Source organism: Amycolatopsis sp. NPDC114484, from assembly GCF_055633755.1.
Genome location: NZ_JBVKDQ010000020.1, coordinates 154,682 through 180,479 on the forward strand (window position 1 = coordinate 154,682; position 25,798 = coordinate 180,479).

The window sequence follows — 25,798 nt, forward strand, 5'->3', positions numbered from 1 at the left end:
GACCGATGACCGCTCCTTACCACCTCACACCCGACCAGGTCGCGCAGATCGTCACGGCGACCCACACCGCGATCGACCAGATGAACCAGGCCGGGTCGTCCACCGAGGCCTCGGCTGCCGACATTCAGCAGGCCAACCAGTCGACTTCCGGCGGCCTGCAGGCCCATGGCCTGCACAACTGGCGGGACGATTTCAACGGCGTCGTCAATGCGATCCGAGGGCTGAACGAAGACGTGCAGAACTCGTCGCTCGTCAGCCAGACCGCCGCCGATCAGGCCACTGACGTCAGCAAAATGCAGTAGGCCGTCGGCCTCTGATTCACTGGCAACTTTACCTGAGGAGGAACAATGGACAACGGATTTACTTACCATCACGGCTCCTACGAGGAAGCCACCAGCGGCCTTGGCGGAATCGTGGGGCGGGTTCGGGCCATTCTCGACGAGCTGAACCCGGTGATCAACTCGATGCCCGGCGCGATGGCCGGTCAGACGAGCACGCCGTGGGAGGACCGCCAGCGGGCGTGGAACACCAGTTACGAGATGATGGTCGACGACTTGAGCGGCCATCACAACCGGGCAGGCGAAATCGGGGGCATCTTCCACGGCGCCGACGGCCGGACCGGCCAGATCATGTCCGGTGGCTGAGCGTGCGGAGGGGCGGCCCGCCGGGCCGCCCCTCCGCACCGGCCGCGGTCTCGTCTACTGCTCCTATTTTCGGAGGGACAATGAGTACCAGTGATAATTCGCCCGGCGGGCAGATTACGAAGTTCGACAAGGGTGCCTACACTCGGCTGACCAGTTTTGTCGACGCCGGCAACAAAGATATGGAAGTATTTCTCAAACCATCCAGTGATATCGCCCTTAACGGCACTCTCGGAACCCGGATCATGCCCGGCTCCAAAGCGAACTGGCCGATCGCCGGCGAGGTTCAGGATGCTGCCAAGAGTTTTGGCGACTCGGTGCACACTCAACTGACCGCGCAGGTGGACGAATGGACGCGCTACACCAAAGCGCTGGCCAAATCCGCCAATGTATTCGAGGACTGCAATGACCTCGCTACGATGACCGCGCAAGATTTCGAGTCGAAGTATCCGGATATGGCCAATGGCGGCGGGTCGTACTACACCAGCGGCGGTTCGGCGAACACCGGTTCGACGGGCACCGGTTCGTCGAACACCAACGGCGGCACGTCCGCTACCGGCAATTGACGGACCGGACGGCGGCACCGGGCAGTGGCGGGCCGTGACGGGCGGAGGGCAGGCGACTCCGGCCGTTACGACCCGCCGATTCCCCCCCCCCTGCCTCGCGGACCGCCATCCTCGACAACTTTCACGGAGGCACCCATGGCCGACAGTGAGCCCGTGACGTTCGCTCTCGCGCTCCGGGACGTCACCGGCGACGACATCGACCTGCGCCCGCTCAGCGAGGCGCGATGGTTCACCGTCTCGGCGGGAGCAACCGGGAGTTCGGGGCAGCTCGGCGAGTCCACGACCGGCATCAGCTACAGCGCGTTTTCCACCGCATATCTCAACGTTTCTGTCGACTCCGGCGCGGTGAGCGCCTATGAGCAGGCCGTCGACCAGCTGCAACCGGTGATCAGCGACCTCTCCGGTGGGGTGCGCGGCACGCTCGACGCGACCACCCTGCCCGAATTCCAGGCCCGCGTGCTGGCGTTGGAAACATACCTCGAGCGTGAGGCGGGCGAGTACCGGCAATGGGCTGGCGACGTGTCGTCGGGCACGCAGATCGCCGGTGCGGCGGCCGACGTCATCGCCCGACAGCTGGGAAACACCGGGGGCGCGCTCGGCACCTGGTTCGGCCGGCTCAACGCGACCGGTGCGCCGCTGTCCGCGGTCATCGGCGACGCGAGCGCGGAACTCAGTGCGTTCCGGGCGGCGATGGCGTCCGCCTGGGCGGCGGCGACCGGCGGCGGCCTTCGCGATCACATCCGTCAGGCTGTCGCCGACGAGATCGCGCAAGTCGTCGCTTATCTGACCGCGCAGGGCGTGGTCGCCGGAACTCCGCAGGACCAGCTCAGCAGCCTGGACCCGGCGAACAACCCGGGCTCCACGGTGACCCCGGAGCAATTCCAGGCGGAGGCGGACGCGAAGATCCAGGCCGCGCTGGCTGCCTACCCGAAGGGCGACCTGCGCGTCCAAAGCACTTGGGACGCGATCAATCGCGAAGTGACCGCGAAGGTCGCCGGTCTCCTCGACCAGCTCGACCAGTCGGCTTCGGCGGCGCATGCCGCGCTGTCTGCGGCGTACCAGAGGCTCGTCGATACGATCAACGCCTACCTCGGGATCACGCCCGGTGCCGGGAACGGGGCGGGCGGCGCAGCCGGCGGCGGCAGTTCGGCCGCGCCCGCCGGCTCCGGCGCGAACGGCAGTGCGGCATCGGCCAACGGTCTTGCGGCCAACGGTCTTGCGGCCAACGGCCTTGCGGCCAACGGTCTTGCGGCGGGCGGGAGCGGCGGCACGCTCGGCGGCTCCGCGGGCGGTCCCGGGCTCGCCGGTGCCGGCCAGGCGGGCGGCAGAACGTCGGCAGTTGCCGGTGGCGGCGGGGCGGTGCGCAGTTCGTTCGCGAACAGCAGCGCGAACGGCTCCTCGGCGAACAGCAGTTCCTTCGCGGGCGACAGTTCCTTGAACGTGAACGGAGGGGGGAGCGCCGGTCTCGGCGTCGCCGCGGGCGACGGCGTGTCTTCGCCGTTCTCCGCGGCATTCTTGCCGACCGCGCCCGGGAGCACCGCCAATGAGGTGGGCACCGGTTTGCCCGGGAGCCTCGCCGGGGAGGGACTGGGCGCCGATTCGTTCGGCTTGGACGCGGCCGGGTTCCCGCTGCTGATCGGATCGATCGGCAGCGGCGGGGTTTCCGGAGGCGGGTCCGGTGCCAGGACAGACGGCGAGTGGACCGGAGCGGACACGCTCGGCGGCTTCACCGTCGGCGGCGGCGGACACGACGATCGTGGTGGTGCGATTCCGATGTTCCTCCCGATGGGGCTCGGGGCCGGCGACCTCCCGCCGGCGTCGCAGCTGGCGGCCGCCAGCGCGCTGAAGACCACGCCGACCCTTTCGGCGGCGATGCGCGGCCCGATGTATCCGCCGATGTGCGGGCCGGGTGCGACCCGGCGGGGCGGTGCCGGGCTGAGCAGGCATACCTGGCTGGCTGAGGACGAAGAGGCATGGGGGACGAGGGTCGCGGCCGGTGCGGGGGTGATCGGCCTCTCCGTTTCCGAAAAGCAGCGGATGGCTGCTCTCGGCGAGGCACCGGAACCGGCGCCGGTCGAACTGCCGGCAGGCGGCGTGGTCGGCCGCCCGGCCGCAGTTGCCGAACCCGCGGACGAGCAGAGGGTGCTGAACCATGGCTGACGACACTCCCGCCGTCCCGGTCAATCAGGGTGAGTGGAACATCGGTGCGCTGCTCAAGGCGGTCACCGGAGAATACGTCCAGCTTGCCGAGCTCATCGACGTGCCATGGTTCGAATTCACCGGTGCGCCGAGCAAAACCTGGAATACCGGCGATACGCCGAAACTGGGCGGCGGCGACAACTTCCGGAACAGTGCCGCCGTGCCGGACTACTATTACTACGCGTTCGGCAAGCAGTATTACGGAGCGAACCTCAACCCCGGTGTGATCGTCGACCTCGGCAAGAACATCCAGAAGGCCGGCGAGATCGTCACCGGGATCTACAAGGGGAACCACGGCGAATTCGTCATCGAGCCGTTGGCGGTGTTCGCGCAGCTGGTCAACAACCTGCGCGGCTACTTCGACACGACCGCCGGCGGATACGAGACCTGGTCGAAGGATCTCGACAGCGGGTCGTCCGACTTCGCGGGCCAGGCCGCGTCCGTCATCCAGGAGCGCATGCTGCACTACGGGGAGGTCCTCCGCGGGTGGATCGAGAACCTCGACGGCTATGGGGTGGCCGCGGCGGACGCCCTCGCCGCCGCGCACACCGCCGCGGTCGAGTTCGGCGCGCAGCTGGCGAACTTATGGCATCGGGCGACCACCGTGACATTCGACAGCTCGGCCGTGGTCGGACTGGGCAATCTGGATTCCGGAATCAAATCCGTCAGCGACGCGATCTCGCAGGCGCAGATCCGTGCCGGACTGATCGCCGGCACGCCGGAATACCAGCTGGACAAGGTGTACCGGGATAACGCCGTGCTGAATGAAGCGGATGGCAATTCTTCCTGGGATACCAGCGCCTCGATGCCGGCTGTCGAGGCGTACATCACCAGCGCGCTCCAGGCGTTGCCGCTGGGGTATCCGATCGGCAAGACCGTCAACCTCTTGTCTCCGGATGGATGGCATGCCATCAGCCAGACCATCACGGATGAGCTGAAGAAGGCGCTCGACGACGTCTCTGCCGCCGCCCGGGCCGCACTCGCGCCGTACAACCAGGCCCTCGTCACGCTGCAACAGGCGCTGAATCCGCTGAAAAACCCGGCACCGTCCAGCTATTCGACGCCGCCGATGCCGAACCTCAACCAGAACCTGAATCTCAACAACCCGAACCTGCCGAATCTGAACGAGAACCCGAATTACACCGGGAATCCGAACCTGCCGAATCTGAACGAGAACCCGAACTCTGCCGGGAATCCGAATCTGCCGAGCCTGAACGGGGGCGCGGGCTCTGCCGGGAATCCGAATCTGCCGAGCCTGAACACGGACCCGGGCGGTGCGGGATCCAGCGCCGGTCTGCCGGGCGGGGCCAGCGGCATCGGTTCCGGGGCCAATGTGCCCGGCCTGAACAGTTCGCTGCCGGGCGGGGCCAGCGGCACCGGTTCCGGAGCCAATGTGCCCGGCCTGGACAGCTCGCTGCCGGGCGGTTCGGGCGCCAACGTCCCAGGTCTGAACAGCTCGCTGCCGGGCGGTTCGGGCGCGAACGTCCCAGGTCTGAACAGCTCGCTTCCCAGTGGCAGCACCGGTGCCGGTTCGTTGCCTTCCGGGGTAACCGACCCCGGCCTGCCGGTCATCCCGGCCGGCGGCGTCGGCAGTTCGGCGCCGTCGTCCGGCAGCTCCAAGAACAAGGGCAATCCACTGGACGGCCTGCCGGGCATCGGCGGCGCAGGCATCCCTCACAGCTCGCTGCCGGGCGGCTCCGGGTCGCCTGGCTCGGGACGTTCCGGGACGTCCGTGCCCGGCATCCCCGGCGGCCTGCCCGGCGGCGGCTCCGGCGGCATCCCGGCGACCGCGGGCAGCGGCTTGTCGTCTCCCGGCGGGTCAGGGTTCAGCCCCGGCTCGGGGCCGAACTCTGCTATGCCCGATCTGGTTCCGTCCAATGCCAAGTTGTCCGGCGGGGTGCCGCCCGAGCTGGGCGCTCCGGGCAGCGCCGGCACGAGCGGGATGGGCGGCATGGGCGGGATGCCGCCGATGATGCCGCCCGGCGGCGGCCAAGGCCAGGGCAAGAAGGAACGGGAGCGCCAGACCTGGCTGTCCGAGGACGAAAAGGTGTGGGGTGCCGACGAAGACTCCGGCATCGGCGTGATCGGCCGTCCGGACGATCTCGAAGACGAGTTCGACGACGAGGTGACCGCAGTGCCGCGCCGCCCCGGCCGGGACACCTCGGCGACCCGGCCCGCCGGCCCCGGGCCGCGCGGCGGACAGGACGAAACGACGGACGAAACGACGGACGGGACCGCGGTCGGCCGCAACGGGTGAACCGCGGCGGAGCCGGAATCCGTGAAAAGGACAGGAGGTGCGTGATGACAGAACCGATGCGCGATCGGCTGGATTTCGAACTCGCCCGGGTCGAGGAGGAACGGAAGAAGCTGGAGGAGTACCAGAGCAAGCTGTCCGGGATCGTCGGCACGGCGCTCTCGGCGAACCGCATGGTCAGCGCTACGGTCGACCAGCAAGGCACGCTTACTGAACTGGTGTTCGAGGGGAACCGGTACCGCACGCTTCCTCCGAAGGAGCTGGCTTCGCTGGTGATGGAGGCGGTGAACGCCGCGCACAAGGACGTGATGGCACAGACCATTTCGGCGTCGAGCGGTCTGATTCCGCAGGAATTCTTCGAAGCCTTCGGTCTCAGCAAGGACGGCGAGCCGGCCACCGATCTCGGCGCGGTGTTCGATGCCGCGTACAACCGGATCGACATATCCGCGTTCGGCTTGGAGATGGACCCGCCGAGGGGCGGAAAGGAAGAGCGAAAATGACCGACGGACGGTTCGCGGCCAATCCGGACGGGCTCGGGCAATCGGCAAAAACTTGGGGCCCGGCCCGGGACTTGTGCAAAAATCTGCAGGGTCTGGTGGCGGAGATGAGGTCTGATGCCGAGCGCGCCCTGCCCGCTGGAGCTAAGGACGACATCACGATAGGCACGCGGGCCTGCGTGCTCCCGGCATTGCAATTCGTGGAAGAAATGCTGAAGGGTTTTATGGACTTTACCGACGGTCGCGGCGGTCAAGTGGCCACGGCGGCGCATTTGACCGCGAACGCCAACGACGCCGCTACTGGCGTTGCGCGCAAGTAGCGGATCCCGGTCGTCTCGTGTGCCGGTGCCGGTGCCGGATCGGCTCGACTGGATGAAAAGCTCTCGGTCCGCAAGCTGAGGGAGGAGGTTTGACATGTCTGGGTTTGACTGGGTGTTCACGGCGGAAAGTCGGACGGTTGTCGAAGTATTGACCGGCATGAGACTTCCGCCGGGCGGAGTCGTGGGCTTTGTCCAGTTGGGTGGCAAAACGGCGAGGTTGAAGGACGGTCTTTCGGAGCTTTCCCAGCTCGTCGAAGCGGCCGCGAGGCTGGTGCCGACCTCGTTGGAGGGGAAGGGTGCTCATGAGTTCATGCAAAGACTTGCCCCGTTTCTTTCTGACAACGGCCTGATCTCTTCCGCTGGGCGAAGCGTCGGCAAGACCGGCGACTACATCGTCGATTCGGGCCGAGTTGCCCAGTACACCACGAACGTGGCCGTCTTGCAGGCGATTCAAATGGTGGTGGACCTTGCTACCTTGATGGTGCTGGGTGTCATATTTGGCTTCGCCGGGCTGGTCGCTGCAATTTCTGGATTGTTCAGGGCGTTTCGTGACTTCATTTATCGCCTTTTTGAGAATGCGCTCACGCGAGTCGGTGAAGGCGCAGCAGTGCGAAATGAAGTCGCCGACCTTGCGGCGCACGTCGTGACGCACACCGGGCCACGGTCGGGTGCGGTTGCAGACGTGGCGGTGGACGGTGCGGGCTCCGGCGTGCGCACGGGTGCGCGTGCGGTCCAAGGGTCCGGTGCGCGGCCGGGTGCGGGGCTAGGCGCGGATGCGGCGGCGGGCGCTCTCGGCAAGGGGACCGCAGAAAGCGGTCTGGCGAGGGGCGCGACCGAAGCCGGCAGTCACGCCGCAGAGGGCAACAAGGTCGCGAACGTCCTCGCGGACACGACCGACATGATCACCTGGGGCGTTGTGCAGCAAATGCTCCCCGACATCATCGCGCGGCTCATGATGGGTCGCGACGGCTTCAACGAGAAGCTGGCTAAATTCTCGCTCGCGACCGCCCTTACCGGCATCATCGGCGGCCCGCTGCAGAACCTTGTGCACATGCCGTTCCAGACGATCGAGAGCAAGCTGTTCCAGACGGTCGCCAACGGCGAAGGCCGGGGCGCGGTCTCCGAAAGTGCGTTCCGGAGCGCACTCGACGATACCTATGCCTACGCGCGCGCCGCAGACGGTCCGCTGTCCAGCCGAGACCTGGTCAACCGATTCGACAACAACGTGAAGAACCACGCTGGGCTGCCCTTCTCGGTCGAACTGGTCAAGGACGCCGGCCTCGGGACCGCCCACGAGCTCCTGGTTGCGGTCGCGGTAGCGATCCTTACCGGCCAGCCGCCCGCAATCGGCTGGGGCGATGCTACGTCCGGCGCGATCGACACGACGTATGGGAAGTTGTCCGGCAAGGCCGCCGAGACCGCGCAGGAATGGCGTGCGCCCAGCGTGCCCGCGCTGCCGCCGGCCAGCACGGCGCAGGCGAGCGGTACTGGCGAGCAGCCGAACGAAGAAACGTCGTCGGCAGCCGCGGACGAGTCCACGAGCGGCAAGCAGCCGGCTCGGCACTATGCGGAAGATCCGTACGATTCGGGATACGAGTCCGGCCCCGAGTCGCCCAAAGCGCCACGCCCGGCCGCTCGACCATCGGTACCGGGGGCCGCAACGAAATCCGTCGCCGCGCCGCCGGCGCCGGCAGCTGCCGAAAGCGGCGGCGCTGCGGGCGAGAAGGCCCCGGCCGGTTCCGGGACGACGGAACCGGCGGCGGTCGGCAAGACCGTCGCGAACGGAGCGCCGGGTACCGGAGCTGCCGCGAAGGCCGAAACGACAGTGCCGACAACGAAATCCGACAGCAGCGGGGTCGCGGCGAGCGGCAAGGCGCCCGCCGCCCCGAACACGGCCTCGTCGACGGCCGCGCACTCCGGAGATACGAGCGGCAAGGCCGCTCCGGCCGACGCGCGGCACAACGAGGACCCAGGCGCACAACCGGCGCCGGCGGCGGCCAAGCCCGGCAGCTCAAGCACGCGGCCCGGAGCGGACGCTCCGTCGTCGCCGAGCCATGCCGATCACGCGGCCGACGCCAATGCGCAGCAGACCCCGGCGGGGAAGAGCGGCGACCCGGCAAGCCACGCCGGGCCGGGGACGCCGCCCCGCTCCGGCGACACGACCGGCCAGCACACGCGCGTCGAAGACAACGGATCCGGGGTCGCACCTCACACTGCGACTGAGACGGATGGCCGTCATGCGCCGGAGGCCAACGACACCGCGAGTGCCGATCGACCGGCACCGCACCACGACGCGACGCCGGACACCGGCAGCCATCGTCCGACGGACGGCACCAGCGATGCCTCCGCCACGTCGGTCGTCGGCGGTCACCACTCGAAGGAGAGCGACGGCATCGGCGCGCCTGCCGGGCATGCCGCGGCGGCAACTCCGCAGAGCACGGTAAGCCAGGCGATCGCCGAAGGCAGCAAGCATCTGCCGCCGGATCGGATCGCTGAGTACCAGCACCAATTCGACGCTGCGCTGTCCGGCCACCAGGACGCTCCGAGCGTCGCGGACGTGGCTGGCAGCCTCCATGCCGAAGCGGCGATCGTCTCGGCGCTGCCGCCCGGCATCGCCGGGCACGCCGAGCCGGGCGGACTGAACCTCGTCCCGGGCAACGGCGTCGGTGGCCGGCCGAAGGGGACAGGAAAGCCGCCTGCCGCGGCGAAGCCGGCGGAAACGATCATCCTGACCGTCAGTCCGGAACTGGAAAACACCCCGGGGTGGGGGGAGAACACCGCCGCGATCCTCGAAAACCTGCGCCTGCGCGATCCCGCGCTCGCGGACCGCGTCGTCTTCCGGCTGGCCGACGACACCGGCCCTTCGCCCCGTCCGGCCGATCTGGACACCGTTCAGAACCTGGCGGACCACGCGCGGGTGCCGGTGGAGGTCCCCGACTCGCGGATGCCGGCGGTCTACGACGCCGAGCAGTTCACCCCGCTCCCCGGCAAGGGCGACGACTTCTCGATCGTTCGGGCGACACCTGCGGCATCGGTGCCGCCGGCGTGGGCGACGCAGCACCCAGCGGAAACCACCGCGCCCCGACCGGCGGAGCCGGCACCGGCGCGGGCCGTCGGCCTGCGGCTGAGCCACCAGGCCGCACTGCGCGGCTGGAAGGACTTCCCGGTCCTCCAGGACATTGCCCGGAAGATCGAAAGCGGCGAGATCGATCCGGCCGACCTGGCGCAGAAGTCGGACTACAACGTGCAGATCAGAGCCCTTCGCGCCAGTGTCACCGACGAAGCCAAACCGTATGCCGCGTTGTACATCATCAGCGAAGCGCAAAAGCATCCGGAAGATTCGGCGACGCGAGCGAAGATGGACATCCTGGGCCAGAACATGCTCGGGTGCGGGATGGTCATCAGGCCGACGCCCTCCCGGTACAAGGGCAAACTGTGACCGGCTTCCGCGTGAACCCCAGTTGGCCTCGTGCGCGTGATACCTGTGACGGTCGGACAGCAGAGAGGGACGAACATGGCCTGGAAACCCAACTCCCAGCTGGCGGATGCGATGGCGGCCACGGAGTGCGAGGAGAAGGACGCTGCCCTCGTCGCGGCATACGCGGCCGGCGAGGGCAGCAGATTCGGTGCACGGGAGATCTCCGCGTTGCGCGACTTCGTGCGGCACGTCCGGCGCGACCTCGGGCCGCGCGCCGAGATCGGCGACTTGGGGATCGAGCGGGAGGGCTCGGAGCACAAGTACCTCGCTGCCTACAGCTTCCCGGAAGACGGGGAGAAAGCCTGTGCGGCGGCGGCGAGCCCCGCAGCGGACCGGGTGCCGAAACTTTCGAACCGGATGGTTCGCGCCCAGGCGCGTCCGGCCGGTGCCGGCACGACCGCGGGCCTGCCGCCGACCGGGCCGAGCGTCGGGACCGCGGCGGTGCCTCCGGTGCGGCAGGCGTCAGTAGGGTTTCCCCTACGGGATGCGTAGGGGAAACTCCCTCGGACGTAGGACTTACTCCACTGAACGGGCGGCCGGAATCGGCGAATCTTGGTGAATGACCAAGACCACAGCAGTTGCCCCGCTGACCACCGCCGCCTCGGCCGTCGCCGACATCGAAGAGCGGACGGCCGTTCTCGTCGCCGAACACCGAAGCGCCGTTCTCGACTACGCCCGCACCCTGACCCGCGGCGACCGGGAGTGGGCGGAGGACGCGGTGCAGGAAACCTTCGTCCGTGCCTGGCGGCACATCGAGCGCCTCGACCCCGGTCTGGGTTCGGTCCGCGGCTGGCTGATGCGGGTCGCGCACAACGTGGTGGTGGACGGCTACCGGGCGGCCAAGGGCCGGCCCGGGCTGGCCGCGGTGGAGGACGAGGGCGGCGAGCCCGCCTTGGACACCAGCGGCGAAACCCTGACCCGGCTCCACGTGCACCGGCTCCTCGCCGAGCTGCCCGAACCGCATCGGGTCGCGCTCTTCGCCACCTACCTGGAAGACCGGACTGCGACGGAGGCCGCCACCGTCCTCGGCATCCCGGTCGGGACTGTGAAGAGCCGCGTCTACTACGGCCTCCGCATGCTGCGCTCCTCGGTCGACGAGGAATCGCTCGCGGCGTGACGGAGCGTCGCCGCGGTTGCCCGGCGTTCCCCCTGACGGCTTTATACTGCCGACAGCGGCCCGTGTCCGATTCGGGCGTTCTGGAGAACTGGCGGTACCGTGAAGGTGGCAGTAGCTGACGACGGAGTCCTGTTCCGAGACGGGTTGGTCCTCCTTCTCGAAGCGAGCGGGCACGAGGTCGTCGGATGCGTCTCCGACGGCGACGCGATGGTGTCGCTGGTCCGGACGACGCCGGTGGACATCGCGGTGCTGGACATCCGGATGCCGCCGGAACCGCAGGGCGGTCTCGCCGCCGCGCGGCGGATCCGGGACGTACAGCCGGAGGCGGGCATCCTCCTGCTGTCCCAGTACGCGGAAATGGACTATCTCGCCCAGCTGCTCGACATCGGGACGACCGGCATCGGCTACCGGCTCAAGGAGCGCATCGGCAGCGTGACCGCTCTGTCCGACACCCTGAGCCGGATCGTGGAAGGCGAACTCGTCATCGAACCCGCGCTGGCCGCACACTGGGTGCGGCGCATGACCTCGCCGCAGTCGGGGCAGCTCGCCGCGCTGACCGACCGCGAGACGGACGTGCTGCGGCTGATGGCCGAAGGACGGTCGAACGCCAGCATCGCCGGCGAAATGTTCGTGTCGGTGAAAGCTGTCGAGAAGTACTCCGCGGCGATCTTCACGAAACTGGGCCTGACCGGCAACGGCGGCTCGCATCACCGGCGGGTGCTCGCGGTCCTCGCTTACCTGCGTGCGATGGAAGCAGCTCCGTGATACGCGGCTGGATCGCGCCGTATCTGGCTCTCGCCCACTCCGCCCCCGACGCTACGACAGCCCGTGCGGTGCAGGCGATTCTGGACGATGTCGGCCCACAGCTGGGCGCGCGCTATCTTGCCGTATGGGTCGCCAGGCGACGCGGGGCGATGGTGCGGCTCGCGGTCTGGCCCGGCGAAGCCGCGGACCCGAAGACATTCGATCAGGTCGTGCCGATCCCGCCTCGGCTGCCCGACGTCCCCGGCGACGACCCGGCAGCCCAGATCTCGGTGGCGTTCCGGCCGGGCGGACGCCCGGGTGGCGCGGACGAACTTCTCGAGCATGCCGCTCGATGCTCGGCGATGCTGCTCGCGGTCCCGCAACTGGAAGCCGAGCGGCAGGACCTCGTCGAGCGGACCCGGGCTCTCGAAGCACAGGCGGGTGCCGCGAGCACCGGAATGTCCGCCGCACAAGATCGGGAACGGCGCGCGGTGGTCACCGAGATCCTCGGCATCAGCACACCGCGGCTCAACGCGGTGCGCAGCGCGGTCGCGCAGTGCGAAGCCAGTCTGGACGCCGGGGACACGACTGCCGCGATGTCCGTCGCGTGCGGGATGAGCGAGGGCGTCATCGAGTTGGTGGAACGCTTCCGGGGCGTGGTGGCCGGCGCGCATTCGCCGGTCCTGCAGGAGCGCGGGCTGCGGCCGGCGCTGGTGGAACTCGCCAGCGGCCTGCCGCGCCGGGTGATCGTGTCGGAATACGACGATCCGCGACGCGCGGTGTCCGCCGAGTTGTCGGTGGCCGCCTATCATCTGACGGCGATCGTGTTGCGCGAGTACGCCACCGGCGGCACCCGGCCGGTGCGGGCCGAGCTGTCGAACTCGGGCGACGAACTGACGGTCACCCTCCGGGCCGAGGTCGAAGCGCAGGATCGGCTTCGCTCGCTGGTCAGCGTCGCGGCCGGCCATGCGAGTGCGCTGGGCGGCCGGCTCAGCGTCGGGTTCACGTTGGGGGAGGGGGTCGTCCGGCTGTCGCTGCCGCACGATCTCCGGCCGGTCACGACCGCGCGGTCGCGCAGGACGACGGCGGAGCGACCGCCGGGCGAACGACTGCTGGCGCCGGTGGACGACCTCGTGCGACGGGCCCGGCTGGCGCGGATCGGCGAGCCGGCCGCGGACCGGCTGGCGGCCATCGCCGACCGGGCGTACCGGCCGGTCCGTCTCGGCCTGCTGACCAGCGACCTGGAGCTGGGTGCGCTGGCCGCGCGCAGCCTGCTCCGGCGGCGGCGGCTGCCGGTCGCCGAAGGCGCGGACGTCATGTCCTATGTTCAGGGCAACGGGACCGGCATCCCGGAGCGGGTTCCGGATCCGGGAACGACGAGCGGCGAGCGGGACGCGCGGACCTGGCCGGGGCCGGGCTCCGCCCGGTTCCGGCTGGTGCTGGACAACGCGATGGCGCGCCGGGTCGAGGTGTCGCTCTGCCGGGCCGAACCGCAGCTGACCGCAGCCGAACTGGTCCGGCGGGCCGGAACGGTCACCGACGCGGACGCGGTGCTCGTGCTGCTGCCGTCGACCGCCCAGAACGGTCCCGGGCCGGGCGGATATCTCGCCGACGCGGTGCCGTGCCTGGGAGTGTTCGCCGCCTGCGGCGGACGATCGCGCGACCGGGTGCTGATCACCGAGAAGGGGCGGGCTCTCCCGCTCAATTCCGTCGTGTCGAGCCGGGTGCTGGCCTGGTCGGACGTGTTGCGCCTGCGGTCCGCGCTCCGGCTCTCCGCGGAGGTGCTGAAGGACGCGCCCGATCTGCTTGCCGAAGCGGAGCAGATCTCGGCCGCGACGCACGAGCTGCGGGAGCTGGACGCACTGGCCATGCTGCACCGCGGCGCCGGAGCGTTGCCGCTGCCGTTCGCGCGGGAAGCCATTCGGTTGCTCGGCGGCCAGGGGCGCGCCGCGCCGGCGCGGCTCGGCATCGAGGACGATGCGTCTCCTCAGCAAGTGGAAGCCGCGGCCGCGGATGCCTTGACCCGGTGGTGGGCCAGAGGCCGGGAGGGCCGGCTGGCGGACACGGTGGTGCGCACCTGCGAAGGAATTCTCGCGGCGGTGAAATCCTGACCGAATTTCCGGGCGGCGCGGGTCGGCGATCAGATCGGTATGATGCCGGAGATCAGCGTTCCCGCGTCGGCCGCCGAGTGCAGGCTCAGCCGGCCGCCGACGGCCGAGATCCGGTCGCCGAGCAGCGCCAGGCTGGATGTCGGGGACAAGGTCGCCGGATCGAATCCAGGCCCGTCGTCGGTCACTTCGAACTGCAGGCCGCGGTAGCTGTGCCGCAGTTCGATCCGCACCGGCGCGCCCGGGGCGTGTTTCGCCGCATTGTTCACCGCTTCCAGACACGCGTAGTAGACGTTCACTTCGATTTCGAGCGGATACCGCCGGTCCCGGACGGTTTCGTCGGCTTGGACCGAAACCCGCGGCTTGTGCCGCAATTCTTCGGAGAATGCCACCAGCAACCCGGACTGGACGAGGACTTCGGGCAGCGTGCCGGTCGCGGTGGCGGTCAGCCCTCGTTCGGTCAGATCGAGTATCTGGGTGATGTACGCGAGCCGCTTCCTCGCGCCTTCCGCTGATCCCGAACCGAGCTCGAATTCCAGCAGCCCGATGGCCGCCCGCAGCGCCAGCAGATGGTGCTGCGCGCCGTCGTGCAGGTTCCGTTCCAGCGCGCGCCGCTCCTCGTCTTGAGCGGCGACCGCGCGCACCCGGCTCGCGCGGACCTGATCGGCCACCTCGTCGAGGCGGCGCTGCTGCTCGGCGAGCGCCTCGCGCAGCTGCACGGCGCGCAGCGCGGGGCCGAGGACCGCGGCGATGCGGCGGAGCTGCCGGCGCCACGACGGCCGGGCCACCGCCGCCGGCCCCATCTCGACTTCGATCAAGCCGATCTGCCTGGCTTCGTACCAGACCGGCACCGCCGCGGGGCCGCCGGTGACCACCGGCCGGTCGGCGCGCACATCCACCACAGAGCACCGGCGCGCGCAGATCCCCGCACGGACCAGTTCGGCGAGCGCCCCGCGCGCCGGCGGATGCGGCGCGACAGCGGCGGCGACGATGGCGGCGAGCACATCCGGCAGCTTCCGGCGCGCCGCGGACGGCTGGATCGCGGTTCTTACCGTCATCAGACGGTCCGCCGTACCTGCGCGGCGGCCGGCTCGTTCGCGGGTCGCCGTCGACCGGTGACTGTGTCGGCCATTCGCGCTCCTTGCTCGGCCCGATCGTACGGGATATACACGCGGCCGCTGCGCCGTCGGGATGAACGCGATCGCGTTTCGCACATACGTGAACGATCCGGCGCGGGCAGCGCGTGGTTAAAGCATGCCGGTTTCGCTACTCGGGAGGCACCCCATGACCGCGGTCGACCAGTCCAGGCGGGACCTGTACGACCTGGTGTTCGGGCTCGCCGGACGCCTGCCGGACAGGCATCTCGCGGGCATGCGGTTCGATCTCGCGGTGAACGATCCGGCGGCGGCGCTCGACAAGCTGTGCACCGCGATCGGCACCGGAGAGATTCTCCTGGCCCCCGCCGAGCAGTGCGCCGCGCGGCGCTTGTGCGAAGAATACGCCCTCGGCACCGCTGCGGTGGACGCCGCGAGCGCTCCGCCCGCCGGTGCCGGTCTGGCCTGCACCTTCGGCGCGGCCGACTTCGACGACGAGTGGGCAGACGACGTCGACGAGGCGGTGATCAACGCCGCGATCGGGTTCGACCCCGACGAGGGCACCGCCGAGTCCTTCGACCCGGACGCGCCGCTGGCCGCCCGCGCGGTGTGGCGCGCGTCGCGCACCGCGGACGGGGAAACCGCCCATGTCCGGCTTGTCGAACTCCTGCCCGACGCGGACCCGGTCGAGATCGCCGGCCGGATCCAAGAACACATCGCGGGGCTGGGCGAGGACCCGTCCCGAATCGAGGTTTTCGCCGAGGGGGCCGCGCTCGCGCGCTACCACGAGGAAGCACTCGCGGCCGCCGCCTTGGTCTGGGTCGCGGAGGAGTTCGTGCCGCCGCGGGTCGCAGCCGTCTACGACGGGGTCAATCCGCGTGGCGAGCCGCTTTTCGCGCCGGACCACGCGCGCGTCCCGGAAACCGAGAAAGCCGGCCTGGCGCGATTTCTGCGGGGCGGCGAACGCATTCTGTCCAGCCTCGGCTGGATGAACGACATCGTCACCGGCGAGGAGGTGTGCGTCCCGACCGGGTACCGCAGCGACGGGTTGTGGGTGTGGCCGGACGCGACGCTCTACTACCTGGAACAGCACGGACTGGCTCCGGATGCCGCTCTGCGCGCGCACATCGAACAGGCCGGGCCTCCGAGCGATTTCCTGTCTCGGCTGCAGCGGCATCTGGCGCTGGACGCGTTGCTTGACCGCGAGCCGCGGCTGAGCTAGCCACCCGCCCGCCTCTCCAGCGGGATCCCCCGCGCGGCTCGCCGTCGCGCTCGACAACGAAACGAGGCAATCGCCGATGACACGCACCCGCGGACGCGTCGTGCACACCGTCGCGCCGGCCGAGCCCGACTGCTTTCACACCATCGGGGACGCGATCACCGCGGCGAACAGCGGTGATGTCGTCTCGATCCGGCCGGGTACCTACCGGGAATCGATTGTCCTGGACCGGGACGTCACGCTGTCCGCGGCGGGCTCGTCCGGACAGGTCCGGCTGGAGTGCGCCGGCGGTCCGGCGGTCCGGGTGGCCACCGAGCGCGCGACCCTGTCGGGCCTCGTCATCGTGCACAACGGGGAGGACTCGGCGGCGATCGAGGTCCCGGCCGGCCAGCTCCGGATGGAGGAGTGCGTTGTCGAGGCCGCCTCCGCTGCCGCGGTGTGGTGCCACAGCGAAGCGACGCTGCTGGCGCACGGATGCGTCGTGCGCAATTCCGTCAACGCCGGCGTGGTGATGGCCGAACGGGCCGGCGGTCTGCTTGAGCAGTGCCGGTTCGAGCAGATTGTCACCTCCGCTGTCGTGGTCCGGACGGGCGCGAACCCCCGGGTGGAGGACTGCGTCTTCACCGACGTCGAGGGCAGTGCGGTGCTCGTGACAGAGCACGGCCAAGGCGTGTTCGAGGACTGCCGGATGACGCGGATCGGCAATCCCGCGGTAGCGATCGAGGGCGGGTCGACGACCGAGCTGCGGCGGGTGGAGGTGACCGGCGGCGCGGGCGCGGCGTTCCTCGTCGCCTCGAACTCCGAGCCGCGGTTGGAGGACTGCGTCGCGACCGACGTCGAGCGGCAGGGCATGGTCTTGCTCGACGGTGCTGCGCCAGTGGTCGAACGCCTGTCGGTGCGCAATTGCTCCGGCTACGGCATTCACGTGGTCGACCGGGCGGCGGGCCGCATCGTCGGAGCGGAGGTCGTCGGCGGGGCGCAGGCGGGGGTTTTCGTCGGTGCGGGTTCTACGACGACCTTCGAGACCCTGCTGGTGTCGGACGTCGCGGTCGGCCTGATCGTCGAGGGTTCGGCCGCGCCGGAATTTCACGAACTCACGGTGCGCGACACGCAGCAGGAAGCGGTGCGTATCGAGGCGGCCGGGCCGGTGCGCGTGAACACCGCCGAGATCCGCCGGTCCGGAGCGGAGGCGATCGTTGTCGGCGGCGATTCGTCCGCGGTGCTTTCTGCGGTGGAGGTGCACGACGCGGGCGCCGGCGGGTTGAAAGCGACAGGCGGCGCGAAGCTCGAAATGAGCGACTGCACAGTGCGGAACACGCGAGGTCCGGCCCTGGCCGTGGACCGTTCGCGGGCCGTCCTGCACCAGTGTCAGCTCCGGGACGGGAAGGCCGCCGGCATCACGGTGGACGCTGGAACGCTGGACCTGACCGAATCGGGGCTTCGCGGCTTCTCGGTAGGCATCGACTGGCTGGCGGGCAGCACTGGCTCGGTTTCCGGCGGCGAGGTGATCGACTGCGGCGGCGACGCGATCCGCGTCCAGACCGACGAAGCCGTCGTCATCGCCGACTGTCAGGTCCGGAACAACGGCGGGCGCGGGATCCGGATCATCTCCGAGGCTCCCGCACTCAAGGTCGCCGGTGTCCGAAGCGACGGAAACGGGCTTCCGGACGATCGGGACGTCACCTCGGCCGAGACGGACGCCGAACCGGCCGAACCCGCCGGCTCCGGCGAGGACGCGGACCGGGCCGATCGCGACGACGTCGGCACTGGCTCCCAGGACTCGGTCTCGCATCTCAAGTCCGGCCGGCGGGACCGGGTGCGCAAGCAACTCGCGAAGCTCGACTCGCTGATCGGGCTGGCCGAGGTCAAGAAGGAAGTCGCGACGCTGGTCCGGCTGCATCAGATGGCCGAGCGGCGGGCACAGGCCGGGCTCCCGGTGCCGCCGCTGAGCCGGCACCTCGTCTTCACCGGCGCGCCGGGCACCGGCAAGACGACGGTGGCGCGCCTGTACGGGCGCATTCTCGCCGAGCTGGGCGTGATCGAGCAGGGCCAGCTGATCGAAACCGGGCGCGCGGACCTGGTCGCCAGCGTGGTCGGCGGAACCGCGCTGAAGACGACGGAGCGCTTCAACGACGCGATCGGCGGCGTCTTGTTCATCGACGAGGCGTATACCCTCGCCGCGAGCGCGAGCGGCGGGCCGGACTTCGGGCGCGAGGCCGTCGACACGCTGGTAAAACTGATGGAGGACCACCGCGAGGAGGTGGTCGTGATCGTCGCGGGCTACACCCACGAAATGCGCTCGTTCCTGGCTACCAACCCCGGTCTGGCGTCCCGATTCACCCGCACTATCGAGTTCGCCGACTACACGGCGAGCGAACTGGTTTCGATCGTCGAAGGTCTCTGCCAGACCAACGACTACCGCTTGGAGTTCGAGACCCGCAACGCGCTGCTGACCTATTTCGAGCGGATGCCGCGCGACGCGGCTTTCGGCAACGGGCGCAGCGCCCGGAAAGTGTTCGAGGAGATGCTGGGCCGGCAGGCCTACCGGCTGGCCGACGTGCCGGAACTCACGACGGTGACGATGACCCGGCTGCTGCCGGAAGACATCGGCGAACTGCCCAGCGGCGGCGTCGGCGCCGGGGCCGGCGCGGTCGACAAGGAACGGGTGGACGCCCTGCTGACCGAGCTGAACGAGATGGTCGGGCTTGACGATGTGAAGCGCGAGGTCGGGAACATGGTCGACCTGCTGGCGTCGGCGCGCCAGCGCGAAGCGGCCGGGCTGCCCGTGCACGCGATGAACCGGCACCTGATCTTCGCCGGCCCGCCGGGCACCGGGAAAACCACGGTCGCCCGGGTCTACGGGCAGATCCTTGCCGCGATGGGCGTCCTCCAGCGCGGTCAGGTGATCGAGGTGGCGCGCGCCGACCTGGTCGCGTCCTATGTCGGCCAGACCGCGCAGCGCACGGCGGAAGCCTTCGACCGGGCACGGGGCGGCGTCTTGTTCATCGACGAGGCGTACACCTTGTCGGACCGCGGCGGGGCCAGCTCGGACTTCGGGCGCGAAGCCATCGACACCCTGGTCAAGCTCATGGAGGACCACCGGGACGAGGTCGTGGTGATCGCCGCCGGCTACGAGGGGGACATGGAGCGGTTCCTGGCCGCCAACCAGGGGCTGGCTTCCCGGTTCTCGCACCGGGTCCGGTTCGGCAACTACAACACCGACGAGCTGGTCACCATCATCAACCGCCATTCGTCCGCAGCCGGATACGAATGCGACGGCCAGACGATCAGCGCGCTGCGCGCGCATTTCGCCAACATCGAGCGGGGACCGGCGTTCGGCAACGGCCGGTACGCCCGGCAGGTGCTGGACGAGGCCATCACCCGGCACGCGAAGCGCATGCGCGGGCTGGCTTCGCCGACCGTCGTCGAGCTGTCCACCTTGCGATCGGCCGACATTCCGGCCGCCGGGACGGTGGGGATGAACGGGGCGCTGGCCGCGGAAACGTGAGGCCCGTTTTCGCGGCAAGAAAAGAAACTTTCGCGGCGACGGCCGCGCGACCCCTGACGGCGAGGATGCGGATGATCACCTGGGATCGGTGCGGCGATCGCAGCACCGGATTTTCACCCCCCGGCCAGATCACCTGGCTGGGCTGGCATCTGACCGATCGCCGGAAACCGGTCGACCACGCGTTGTCCGGATACCGGCCGACCCGGTCATCGCCGCGGTCGCCGCAAAACTGCCGGAGAATCCGCGGTAGGGGTCTCGATGGGATACGCGCGAAAGGGGCGACCGAAGGCGCCGCGCAGCCCTGCCGAGAGCGGCGGAGAACTCCACGTACTCGTCTCGGAGCAGCACTCCGACACCCGGGCAGCTGTCGAGTTGGCTCTCGCGGATCTCAGCGCGGGAACTTCCGCGCTGCGAGCCGCGGGCCGGATCCGCGTCTGGCCTGTCCGGGGAACTCCGAGCGTCGAAGACGCCGGGCGAATCGTGGCGACCCTGCCGATCGCCGCGCCCTCGGTGATCGTCGGGCCCGAGACCAGCCAGGGAGTGCGCAATCTGCTTCAGGCTCCCCGGCGCGGATTTCTGCTCGTGAGCTACGGCGCGAGTTCGCTGCCGGACTCGCCGGACTGCCCGGCCTTGTCGGTGTTCCCCGACAGGGAAGAGCATGGCGCCTTTGTCGTAAGGTCATTGGCACAACGGGGAATACGAGAAATCTTCTGCATCGGCCGTGATGACGCGTACGGCAGGGAGATGTTCCTCGAACTATGCCGACAGGGCGAAATTTTCGGTGTCACCGCGGAATCGGGTTGCTGGGTCCGACCGGGCCATGTCGGGCCGGGCGACTTGCGCCGGCTGTCCGACCGGGTCGGCGTCAAGCACCGGTCGACGGCGATCCTCGCCCTGCTGCACGGGGACGAGATCGTCGCCACGCTGCTCTGCGCCGCACAACACCCGTCCTTGCTGAACCTTCAATGGTTCGGCGGCGAAGGCGTCGGACTCAGCCGGGAACTGAACACGAGCCGTCTCGCCGCCCGAATCGCACAGCGAGTCGATCTCCTCTGCTGCTCGCCGGCGGTCCCCGCCACGCGCGCGGCGAAATCCTTGGCGGCGCGGCTGCCTCTTGCCCTGCCGAGACCTCTCCATTTCTGTGCCTACGCCATATACGACGCGGTCATCACAGCCGGCCGCATAGCCGATCGGCCGACTGTGCGAAGCGACGAAACGAGCTTGAGCCCCGAGCTGGTCGAGGAAGTCTGGAACAGCGGCTCGCCCGCGACCGGGCCTCTCCGCCTTTCACCCCGGCACACCAGGACCGGAGTCGGCCACACCTGGTGGGGGCTGCGCAACAGTGCGGAAACTCAGCCGTCCCAGTGGGAGCCGGAAAGCCTCAGACCGCATCGGCAGCCAGAAGTCCGCTGATCGCGACGGCGGTTGGCGGTGCCTCAGCCGTTGGAACGCGCTTCGGCCTGGCCGAGGAGAGGAGGCTCTCGAACTGCGGTCTTCGCGCAGGTGACGGGTTTCGGGGCGCGGTTCCGGCTCTCGATTCATGCGCGAACCTTGTCGCGCGGCACGTGCAGGTCTAGTTCGGCGGGCACGGCTTTGTCAGTGGCAGCAGGGAACTTATTGAACTTCGCGGCGCGGTGCCGGCAGTGGATCACGGCCCGTCGGCGATGGTGAATGCGGCGAACAGGCTGGTGACGCCAGGTTGTACGCAGGCGTGACTGCACTGCGGAAGGTGGACGTTCGCCGACGGCCGAGCCGCATCTCGCTGCCCGCAGGTCTCTCGATTCTGTGCGGACGCACTTCGGTTTCCCGATCTTGCCCGGCCGGTCGCGGAACAATGCAGGACATTCGCCGCCGGACCGGCCGGCGGGATGCCGTCGTCCGCCGGATTCGCGAGTTCGAAAGGGCAGCACGGGGAAGTCAGGATTCGACCGGCCGCAGAACCTGCCGCGAAGTCCTGGGCAGCGCGGCTGCTCCGCTGTCTTGCCCGAGCCGGTTTCGTGCCGGGAGCCGGCGTGCCGACTGCTCCGCGATCAGTCCGGTGGTCGCGGAGCAGCCGGTGCGGTCGGTCGACCTCACGTAGGCCGTGCGGGCAGTGGGCGCGGGCGGAGGCGACGGCTTGCTGATCGAGGCGGTGCCGCGGGCCTCTCCGGAAGACGCACGGGTCGTCATGGATCGCGAGGAGGTCATCGACGGCTGCCGGAAACGGTTCGCCGGCACGGAAATCGGCGCTCGGCGGAGCGCGGTCTGCGGCGCCTTCTTCGAAGCGGTGCCCGGCGGCGATGTCTACCTGCTGTCCCGTATCATGAGCGACTGGCCGGACGACGAATGCGTGTGGATCCTGCGGGTGTGCCGCGAAGCGACTCCTCCGGACGCGGTCTTGCTGGTTCTGGAGCGCGGAACTCCCGGGCAACGCCCGGCCCGCGCGGGCGTCGTCCTTCGTGCGGATCGCGGCGGCAGCGACCGGGGGCCGGGCACGGACCAGGGCCGAGCTCGCGGACTTGCTCGCGGCCGGCGGGTTCCGGCTGGGTTCGGCGCATCCGCAGCCGCTCGAAACCGCCTTGCTGGTCGCGTGTCCGGCATGAACTCCGACTCCGGAGCGGGCCGGTCGGCGGTCGGTCGTGACGAGGTTCGACGCGGACGTGATCGTGGTCGGCGCCGGTCCGGCCGGCGCGGCTCTCGGGGCCGCGCTCGCGAGGGCAGGACACGATGCCGTCGTGCTGGACGCTGGTTCCGGTCCCAGCGAGGAGGAACGGGCGAGCGCCTTCCATCCGCCGACGCTGGAGCTGCTGCGCGAGTGGGGTGTTCTCCGCGAAGCGGTGGCTCGCGGTCGAACCGTCGACCGGCTGCAGTACTGGGATCGCCGGACAAGGCAGCTGATCGCCCGATCTCCCGTTCGCGCTCGTCGTCGGAGACACCCCGTGCGCGTTTCGACTGCAGTGTCCACAAAGCACGGTGACCCGGCTGCTTCATCGAAAACTGCTGCGCCGCGGCGGTTCGCTGTGCTTCGGGCACCGGGCGGGACGAGTGCGCGCGGATGGCGCCGGAGCGACGGTCGCGGTGACGACCGCGGCCGGACGGCGCGAGATCCGGGGTCGTTTCGTGGTCGGAGCGGACGGGGTGGGCAGCACCGTTCGCGAGTCGCAAGGCATCCGGCTGGCCGGCCGTGCCTTCTCCGAGCGCTTCCTTCCCGCCGACCTCGAGCTCGACCTCGATGCGCTGCTGCCGCAAGCCGGTCGGGTCGGCTATCTGTCCGATCCGGACCAGAGCGTGGCGCTGGCCCACGCCCGGTTTGTCTTCCGGGCCGGTCCGGACGAAGGTGAAGCGTCGGTGTGCGGGCCGGTCGCGGTGCGGGCGAGAGCAGCCCGGTTTCTCGGCATCGACGCGCCCTTCGGGGTCAAGAACGCATCGGTGTACCGCGTTCGGCAGCGGATAGCGGACCAGCTCCAGGCCGGCCGGGTGCTGCCGGCCGGGGACGCCGCGCCTGTGCACAACCCGGTCGGCGGATTCGGCAGGAACGAGGGCCTGCACGACGCGAGTTTCCTGGCGGCGGCGCTGGACGAGGCTCTTCGTTCCGGCTCGGACGCGGCGATCGACGAATACGCCGCGGTCCGGCGGCGAAAGGCGGCCGCGCGCATCACCGTCCAGGCAGACCTCAACAGCCTCCTGCTCGCTGCCGAAATGCCGCGGGAACGGTTTGTGCGCGATTCGCTCCCGGCGGTCGCGGCTGATACGGAACTCGGCCGAAGGTGGTTGCTGCGGGTGTCGATGCCGGCACCGTTCAACAGGTGCCCATAAGTACCGAAATTCTTCGTCAGATAGCACTGCTGCCACGACACGTGGACAAGGCGGCTGTTACGGTCCGCGCATGGCAGGGCAGAAGGTGCGACCATCGTTACAGCGCTCCCTCGACATGGCGGATCGTCTGGTCGCCCAGCAGCGGAACTGTGCCGCCGTCACAGAATACAAGGGCCTCGACGTGCTCTTCAATAACGTCACGGCGACGAAGTCCGGGCCGATCATCGAGACATCGATTCACGGCTGGAGGTTCGTGCCGCGCAACGAACTCGACCTCACACTCCACACCACGCAGGCGGGGTGGCCGCATCTGGTTGCCCGAGGCGATGGAGCCGTCGTCAACATCGTCTCGGTACAGGGCATCAGCGCGGCAGCGAACGCTCCAAAGGGTTTCGCACATGAGACCGCCAAGCACGGGGTTATCGGCACGACGCGTGAGCTGGCCGAAGACGACGGCCCGGTTGGCGTCCGGGGCAGTGCCATCAGTCCCGGCTTGATCATTACGCCCGCGACCGGGACGCGGCGGGCTCTGACGGGCCTCAGGCAAGCGGCGTTCGCACTGGCCTGGCTCCGGGAAAGGCACAACGTTCCGTTTCCTGGAAAGGGGTTCGGGATTTCCCTGGCCACGTCCTGCCACTGGCCTAGACGAGGCGATCGGCGCGCTGGCCGCGCGCTCTCCGACCTGCACGACGCGCTACGAGGATTGGTCGCACTCGATCCTGGACGGGAAAGCCGCGGATTCCGACCGCCGCGCGGAGAAGACGCTCAGCAACCGCAGCGAAGCAGTCGAGGTCTAGTACGCGGGCAAGACTCACGACTTTGGCGACAACATCGAGGCCGTGATGCGCCGGGACGGACTGCTGGCTTGGATCTCGCCGGTCGCACGAGGACCCACGCACGTCCGACCTCGGCCCGCGAGCACGCGCTCGGCACCCTGCTGTCTACAACCACTTCTGCGCCAACCTGCTGCCTGCGCTCGGGGAACGCGGATTCGCCCCGCTCACCAACCGATGGCGCTGCCCGCAGCATATCAGCACCAGCCCGCAAAACCGGCAACAGCACCCCAGGCACCCTCACGATCATTAATTTCGAACACAACTGCCTGCCCCGCGGAGAAGACCTCAGCGTCGCAATCAGCATATTTTCCGGGCGATCTCGTATACAACCTTCAAAGGACGATTATGCAACTGAACTTTCCCCATCGTACCGGTCCACGGAGTGATGACGGCTTTTACGGACCGGGATCGGCGACTTGGAAGATCATGGGGCATCCGGCGGCGTTCCTCGGCGGGTTGCGGGCTTCGGTCTACACCGCTCTGGACTCCAGGACGTCGCAAGCTGTCGTCGACCACAGTAAGGCGCACTTCGCCGATCCGGTTGCACGGGGCCGCATGTTCACGTACTGGGCCTACACGGCAGTCTTTGGCGACACCGAAGAGGCGACCCGGGCAGGCAAATGGGTGCAGGGCAGGCATGCCAAGGTCAAGGGCTACGACCCAGTGACGGAGTCAAACTACAGCGCGGTGGACCCGGACATCGCCCGAAACGGGTTCGGGCTGATCTGGGGCAGCTATCCAGCGGTCTACGAGGCTTACCTGGGCAAGTTGTCCGATGACGATCTTGAACAATACTGGCAGGAAGGCATCAACTACGCTAACTTGCTGGACATCGATCCAGCAACGTTGCCGAAGACGTGGACGGAATGGCTGGCGCGGTACGAAGCCGACATCCTTCCCGCACTGAACTACTCGGCGGCCGCGAGACAGATGGTCGAGGCGGCCCGTGTCGGCCCGTTCAAGCCAGCGTGGGCGGCACCACTGATCAGACTCGGCGTGTGGGCTATCATGGAGTTGGTCCTTGCCACCCTCGGACCGCTGGAACGCGCCATGTACGGTCGACGTCGGTCATCTGTGCGCATGGCCATCACTCGTCAGATCGGTATCGCCATCTTCACGGTGGCAAAGATTGCCTTTATTCGCGACACGATTGAACGCGCGCTCGGCGATCACGTGCACAAACTGATGGTCGAAGCCCGCGAAATCGAGCACCGCGCGTTGTCGCGCGCAGCGCAGTAGTATCGATCTGTCGCGGGTTTCGGGCGTCGGCTTAGAGCATGTCTCATTTGGTGAGTTTCTTGTAGCAGGTGATGGCGGTGCCGAGGGTGAGGAAGGCGAGGTAGTGGCTGGGTTTGCGTTCGTAGCGGATGGTGAGGCGTCGGTAGCCGGTCAGCCAGGCGATCGTCCTCTCGATGACCCATC

The 25,798-nt window shown here is 68.9% G+C and carries 18 protein-coding genes and 4 pseudogenes; 20 read left to right on the forward strand and 2 right to left on the reverse strand.

The features are described 5' to 3' along the window. Positions 1-5 precede the first annotated feature (5 nt). From ACZ7SW_RS36050 to ACZ7SW_RS36105, 12 genes are all read left to right on the forward strand, one after another. A complete protein-coding gene (locus ACZ7SW_RS36050; RefSeq protein ID WP_470234841.1) occupies positions 6-302 on the forward strand; it encodes a hypothetical protein in 297 nt (98 codons plus the stop codon). Between the two features lie 45 nt (positions 303-347). Continuing rightward, on the forward strand, positions 348-644 hold the full coding sequence (locus ACZ7SW_RS36055; protein WP_470234842.1) for a WXG100 family type VII secretion target: 297 nt from the start codon (positions 348-350) through the stop codon (positions 642-644). Positions 645-724: 80 nt separating this feature from the next. Further along, positions 725-1,207, forward strand: coding sequence for a hypothetical protein (locus ACZ7SW_RS36060; protein ID WP_470234843.1), 483 nt, complete (start codon positions 725-727; stop codon positions 1,205-1,207). A 135-nt stretch (positions 1,208-1,342) separates the two neighbouring features. After that, positions 1,343-3,367 (forward strand): hypothetical protein, encoded by a 2,025-nt coding sequence (locus ACZ7SW_RS36065; protein ID WP_470234844.1) that lies wholly within the window; start codon positions 1,343-1,345, stop codon positions 3,365-3,367. After that, positions 3,360-5,663, forward strand: coding sequence for a hypothetical protein (locus ACZ7SW_RS36070; RefSeq protein ID WP_470234845.1), 2,304 nt, complete (start codon positions 3,360-3,362; stop codon positions 5,661-5,663). The genes ACZ7SW_RS36065 and ACZ7SW_RS36070 overlap by 8 nt, the downstream gene beginning before the upstream one ends. Positions 5,664-5,707: 44 nt before the next feature. Next, complete coding sequence (locus ACZ7SW_RS36075; RefSeq protein ID WP_470234846.1) at positions 5,708-6,160, forward strand: YbaB/EbfC family nucleoid-associated protein; 453 nt, start codon at positions 5,708-5,710, stop codon at positions 6,158-6,160. Continuing rightward, the gene (locus ACZ7SW_RS36080) at positions 6,157-6,477 is read left to right on the forward strand and encodes a hypothetical protein (protein ID WP_470234847.1); all 321 of its coding nucleotides are present in this window, start codon (positions 6,157-6,159) and stop codon (positions 6,475-6,477) included. Before ACZ7SW_RS36075 ends, ACZ7SW_RS36080 begins: the two co-directional genes overlap by 4 nt. A gap of 94 nt (positions 6,478-6,571) precedes the next feature. Further along, entirely contained in the window at positions 6,572-9,916 is a 3,345-nt protein-coding gene (locus ACZ7SW_RS36085) for a hypothetical protein (RefSeq protein ID WP_470234848.1), read from the forward strand. Positions 9,917-9,991: 75 nt separating this feature from the next. After that, positions 9,992-10,447: a hypothetical protein gene (locus tag ACZ7SW_RS36090; protein ID WP_470234849.1), complete on the forward strand. Its 456-nt coding sequence runs from the start codon at positions 9,992-9,994 to the stop codon at positions 10,445-10,447. Positions 10,448-10,514: 67 nt separating this feature from the next. After that, a complete protein-coding gene (locus ACZ7SW_RS36095; protein WP_470234850.1) occupies positions 10,515-11,072 on the forward strand; it encodes a sigma-70 family RNA polymerase sigma factor in 558 nt (185 codons plus the stop codon). A gap of 105 nt (positions 11,073-11,177) precedes the next feature. After that, positions 11,178-11,837, forward strand: coding sequence for a response regulator (locus ACZ7SW_RS36100; protein WP_470234851.1), 660 nt, complete (start codon positions 11,178-11,180; stop codon positions 11,835-11,837). Then, complete coding sequence (locus ACZ7SW_RS36105) at positions 11,834-13,927, forward strand: hypothetical protein (RefSeq protein ID WP_470234852.1); 2,094 nt, start codon at positions 11,834-11,836, stop codon at positions 13,925-13,927. The genes ACZ7SW_RS36100 and ACZ7SW_RS36105 overlap by 4 nt, the downstream gene beginning before the upstream one ends. A gap of 29 nt (positions 13,928-13,956) precedes the next feature. Here ACZ7SW_RS36105 and ACZ7SW_RS36110 read toward each other — a convergent pair whose 3' ends face one another. After that, a complete protein-coding gene (locus tag ACZ7SW_RS36110) occupies positions 13,957-14,982 on the reverse strand; it encodes a sensor histidine kinase (protein ID WP_470234853.1) in 1,026 nt (341 codons plus the stop codon). Positions 14,983-15,208: 226 nt separating this feature from the next. Here ACZ7SW_RS36110 and ACZ7SW_RS36115 point away from each other — a divergent pair, with 226 nt between their 5' ends. The 8 genes and pseudogenes from ACZ7SW_RS36115 (at position 15,209) to ACZ7SW_RS36150 (ending at position 25,615) form a co-directional block, all read left to right on the forward strand. Further along, positions 15,209-16,240 (forward strand): hypothetical protein, encoded by a 1,032-nt coding sequence (locus ACZ7SW_RS36115; protein WP_470234854.1) that lies wholly within the window; start codon positions 15,209-15,211, stop codon positions 16,238-16,240. 76 nt (positions 16,241-16,316) lie between these two features. Beyond that, positions 16,317-19,745, forward strand: coding sequence for a right-handed parallel beta-helix repeat-containing protein (locus ACZ7SW_RS36120; protein WP_470234855.1), 3,429 nt, complete (start codon positions 16,317-16,319; stop codon positions 19,743-19,745). Between the two features lie 480 nt (positions 19,746-20,225). Beyond that, on the forward strand, positions 20,226-21,158 hold the full coding sequence (locus tag ACZ7SW_RS36125) for a hypothetical protein (RefSeq protein ID WP_470234856.1): 933 nt from the start codon (positions 20,226-20,228) through the stop codon (positions 21,156-21,158). Positions 21,159-21,837: 679 nt separating this feature from the next. Continuing rightward, positions 21,838-22,128, forward strand: a pseudogene (locus ACZ7SW_RS36130) (methyltransferase); the annotation flags it as partial. Positions 22,129-22,384: 256 nt separating this feature from the next. After that, positions 22,385-22,576 (forward strand): annotated as a pseudogene (locus tag ACZ7SW_RS36135) (FAD-dependent monooxygenase); the annotation flags it as partial. A 94-nt stretch (positions 22,577-22,670) separates the two neighbouring features. Next, positions 22,671-23,540, forward strand: a pseudogene (locus ACZ7SW_RS36140) (FAD-dependent monooxygenase); the annotation flags it as partial. A 70-nt stretch (positions 23,541-23,610) separates the two neighbouring features. Then, positions 23,611-24,762 carry an SDR family NAD(P)-dependent oxidoreductase gene (locus ACZ7SW_RS36145; RefSeq protein WP_470234857.1) on the forward strand — a complete coding sequence of 384 codons (1,152 nt, stop codon included), beginning with the start codon at positions 23,611-23,613 and terminating at the stop codon, positions 24,760-24,762. After that, the gene (locus tag ACZ7SW_RS36150) at positions 24,722-25,615 is read left to right on the forward strand and encodes an oxygenase MpaB family protein (protein ID WP_470234858.1); all 894 of its coding nucleotides are present in this window, start codon (positions 24,722-24,724) and stop codon (positions 25,613-25,615) included. Before ACZ7SW_RS36145 ends, ACZ7SW_RS36150 begins: the two co-directional genes overlap by 41 nt. Positions 25,616-25,658: 43 nt before the next feature. On the opposite strand, the pseudogene ACZ7SW_RS36155 reads toward ACZ7SW_RS36150, so the two are convergent. After that, positions 25,659-25,798: pseudogene (locus ACZ7SW_RS36155) on the reverse strand (IS5/IS1182 family transposase); the annotation flags it as partial.

Excerpts from the sequence above, each read along its gene's own strand:
- ACZ7SW_RS36095 (WP_470234850.1), top strand. The coding sequence starts at position 10,515 with ATGACCAAGACCACAGCAGTTGCCCCGCTGACCACCGCCGCCTCGGCC.
- ACZ7SW_RS36085 (WP_470234848.1), top strand. The coding sequence starts at position 6,572 with ATGTCTGGGTTTGACTGGGTGTTCACGGCGGAAAGTCGGACGGTTGTC.
- ACZ7SW_RS36145 (WP_470234857.1), top strand. The coding sequence starts at position 23,611 with ATGGCAGGGCAGAAGGTGCGACCATCGTTACAGCGCTCCCTCGACATG.
- ACZ7SW_RS36060 (WP_470234843.1), top strand. The coding sequence starts at position 725 with ATGAGTACCAGTGATAATTCGCCCGGCGGGCAGATTACGAAGTTCGAC.
- ACZ7SW_RS36070 (WP_470234845.1), top strand. The coding sequence starts at position 3,360 with ATGGCTGACGACACTCCCGCCGTCCCGGTCAATCAGGGTGAGTGGAAC.
- ACZ7SW_RS36115 (WP_470234854.1), top strand. The coding sequence starts at position 15,209 with ATGACCGCGGTCGACCAGTCCAGGCGGGACCTGTACGACCTGGTGTTC.
- ACZ7SW_RS36065 (WP_470234844.1), top strand. The coding sequence starts at position 1,343 with ATGGCCGACAGTGAGCCCGTGACGTTCGCTCTCGCGCTCCGGGACGTC.
- ACZ7SW_RS36090 (WP_470234849.1), top strand. The coding sequence starts at position 9,992 with ATGGCCTGGAAACCCAACTCCCAGCTGGCGGATGCGATGGCGGCCACG.
- ACZ7SW_RS36120 (WP_470234855.1), top strand. The coding sequence starts at position 16,317 with ATGACACGCACCCGCGGACGCGTCGTGCACACCGTCGCGCCGGCCGAG.
- ACZ7SW_RS36150 (WP_470234858.1), top strand. The coding sequence starts at position 24,722 with ATGCAACTGAACTTTCCCCATCGTACCGGTCCACGGAGTGATGACGGC.
- ACZ7SW_RS36110 (WP_470234853.1), bottom strand. The coding sequence starts at position 14,982 with ATGACGGTAAGAACCGCGATCCAGCCGTCCGCGGCGCGCCGGAAGCTG.
- ACZ7SW_RS36050 (WP_470234841.1), top strand. The coding sequence starts at position 6 with ATGACCGCTCCTTACCACCTCACACCCGACCAGGTCGCGCAGATCGTC.
- ACZ7SW_RS36080 (WP_470234847.1), top strand. The coding sequence starts at position 6,157 with ATGACCGACGGACGGTTCGCGGCCAATCCGGACGGGCTCGGGCAATCG.
- ACZ7SW_RS36075 (WP_470234846.1), top strand. The coding sequence starts at position 5,708 with ATGACAGAACCGATGCGCGATCGGCTGGATTTCGAACTCGCCCGGGTC.
- ACZ7SW_RS36055 (WP_470234842.1), top strand. The coding sequence starts at position 348 with ATGGACAACGGATTTACTTACCATCACGGCTCCTACGAGGAAGCCACC.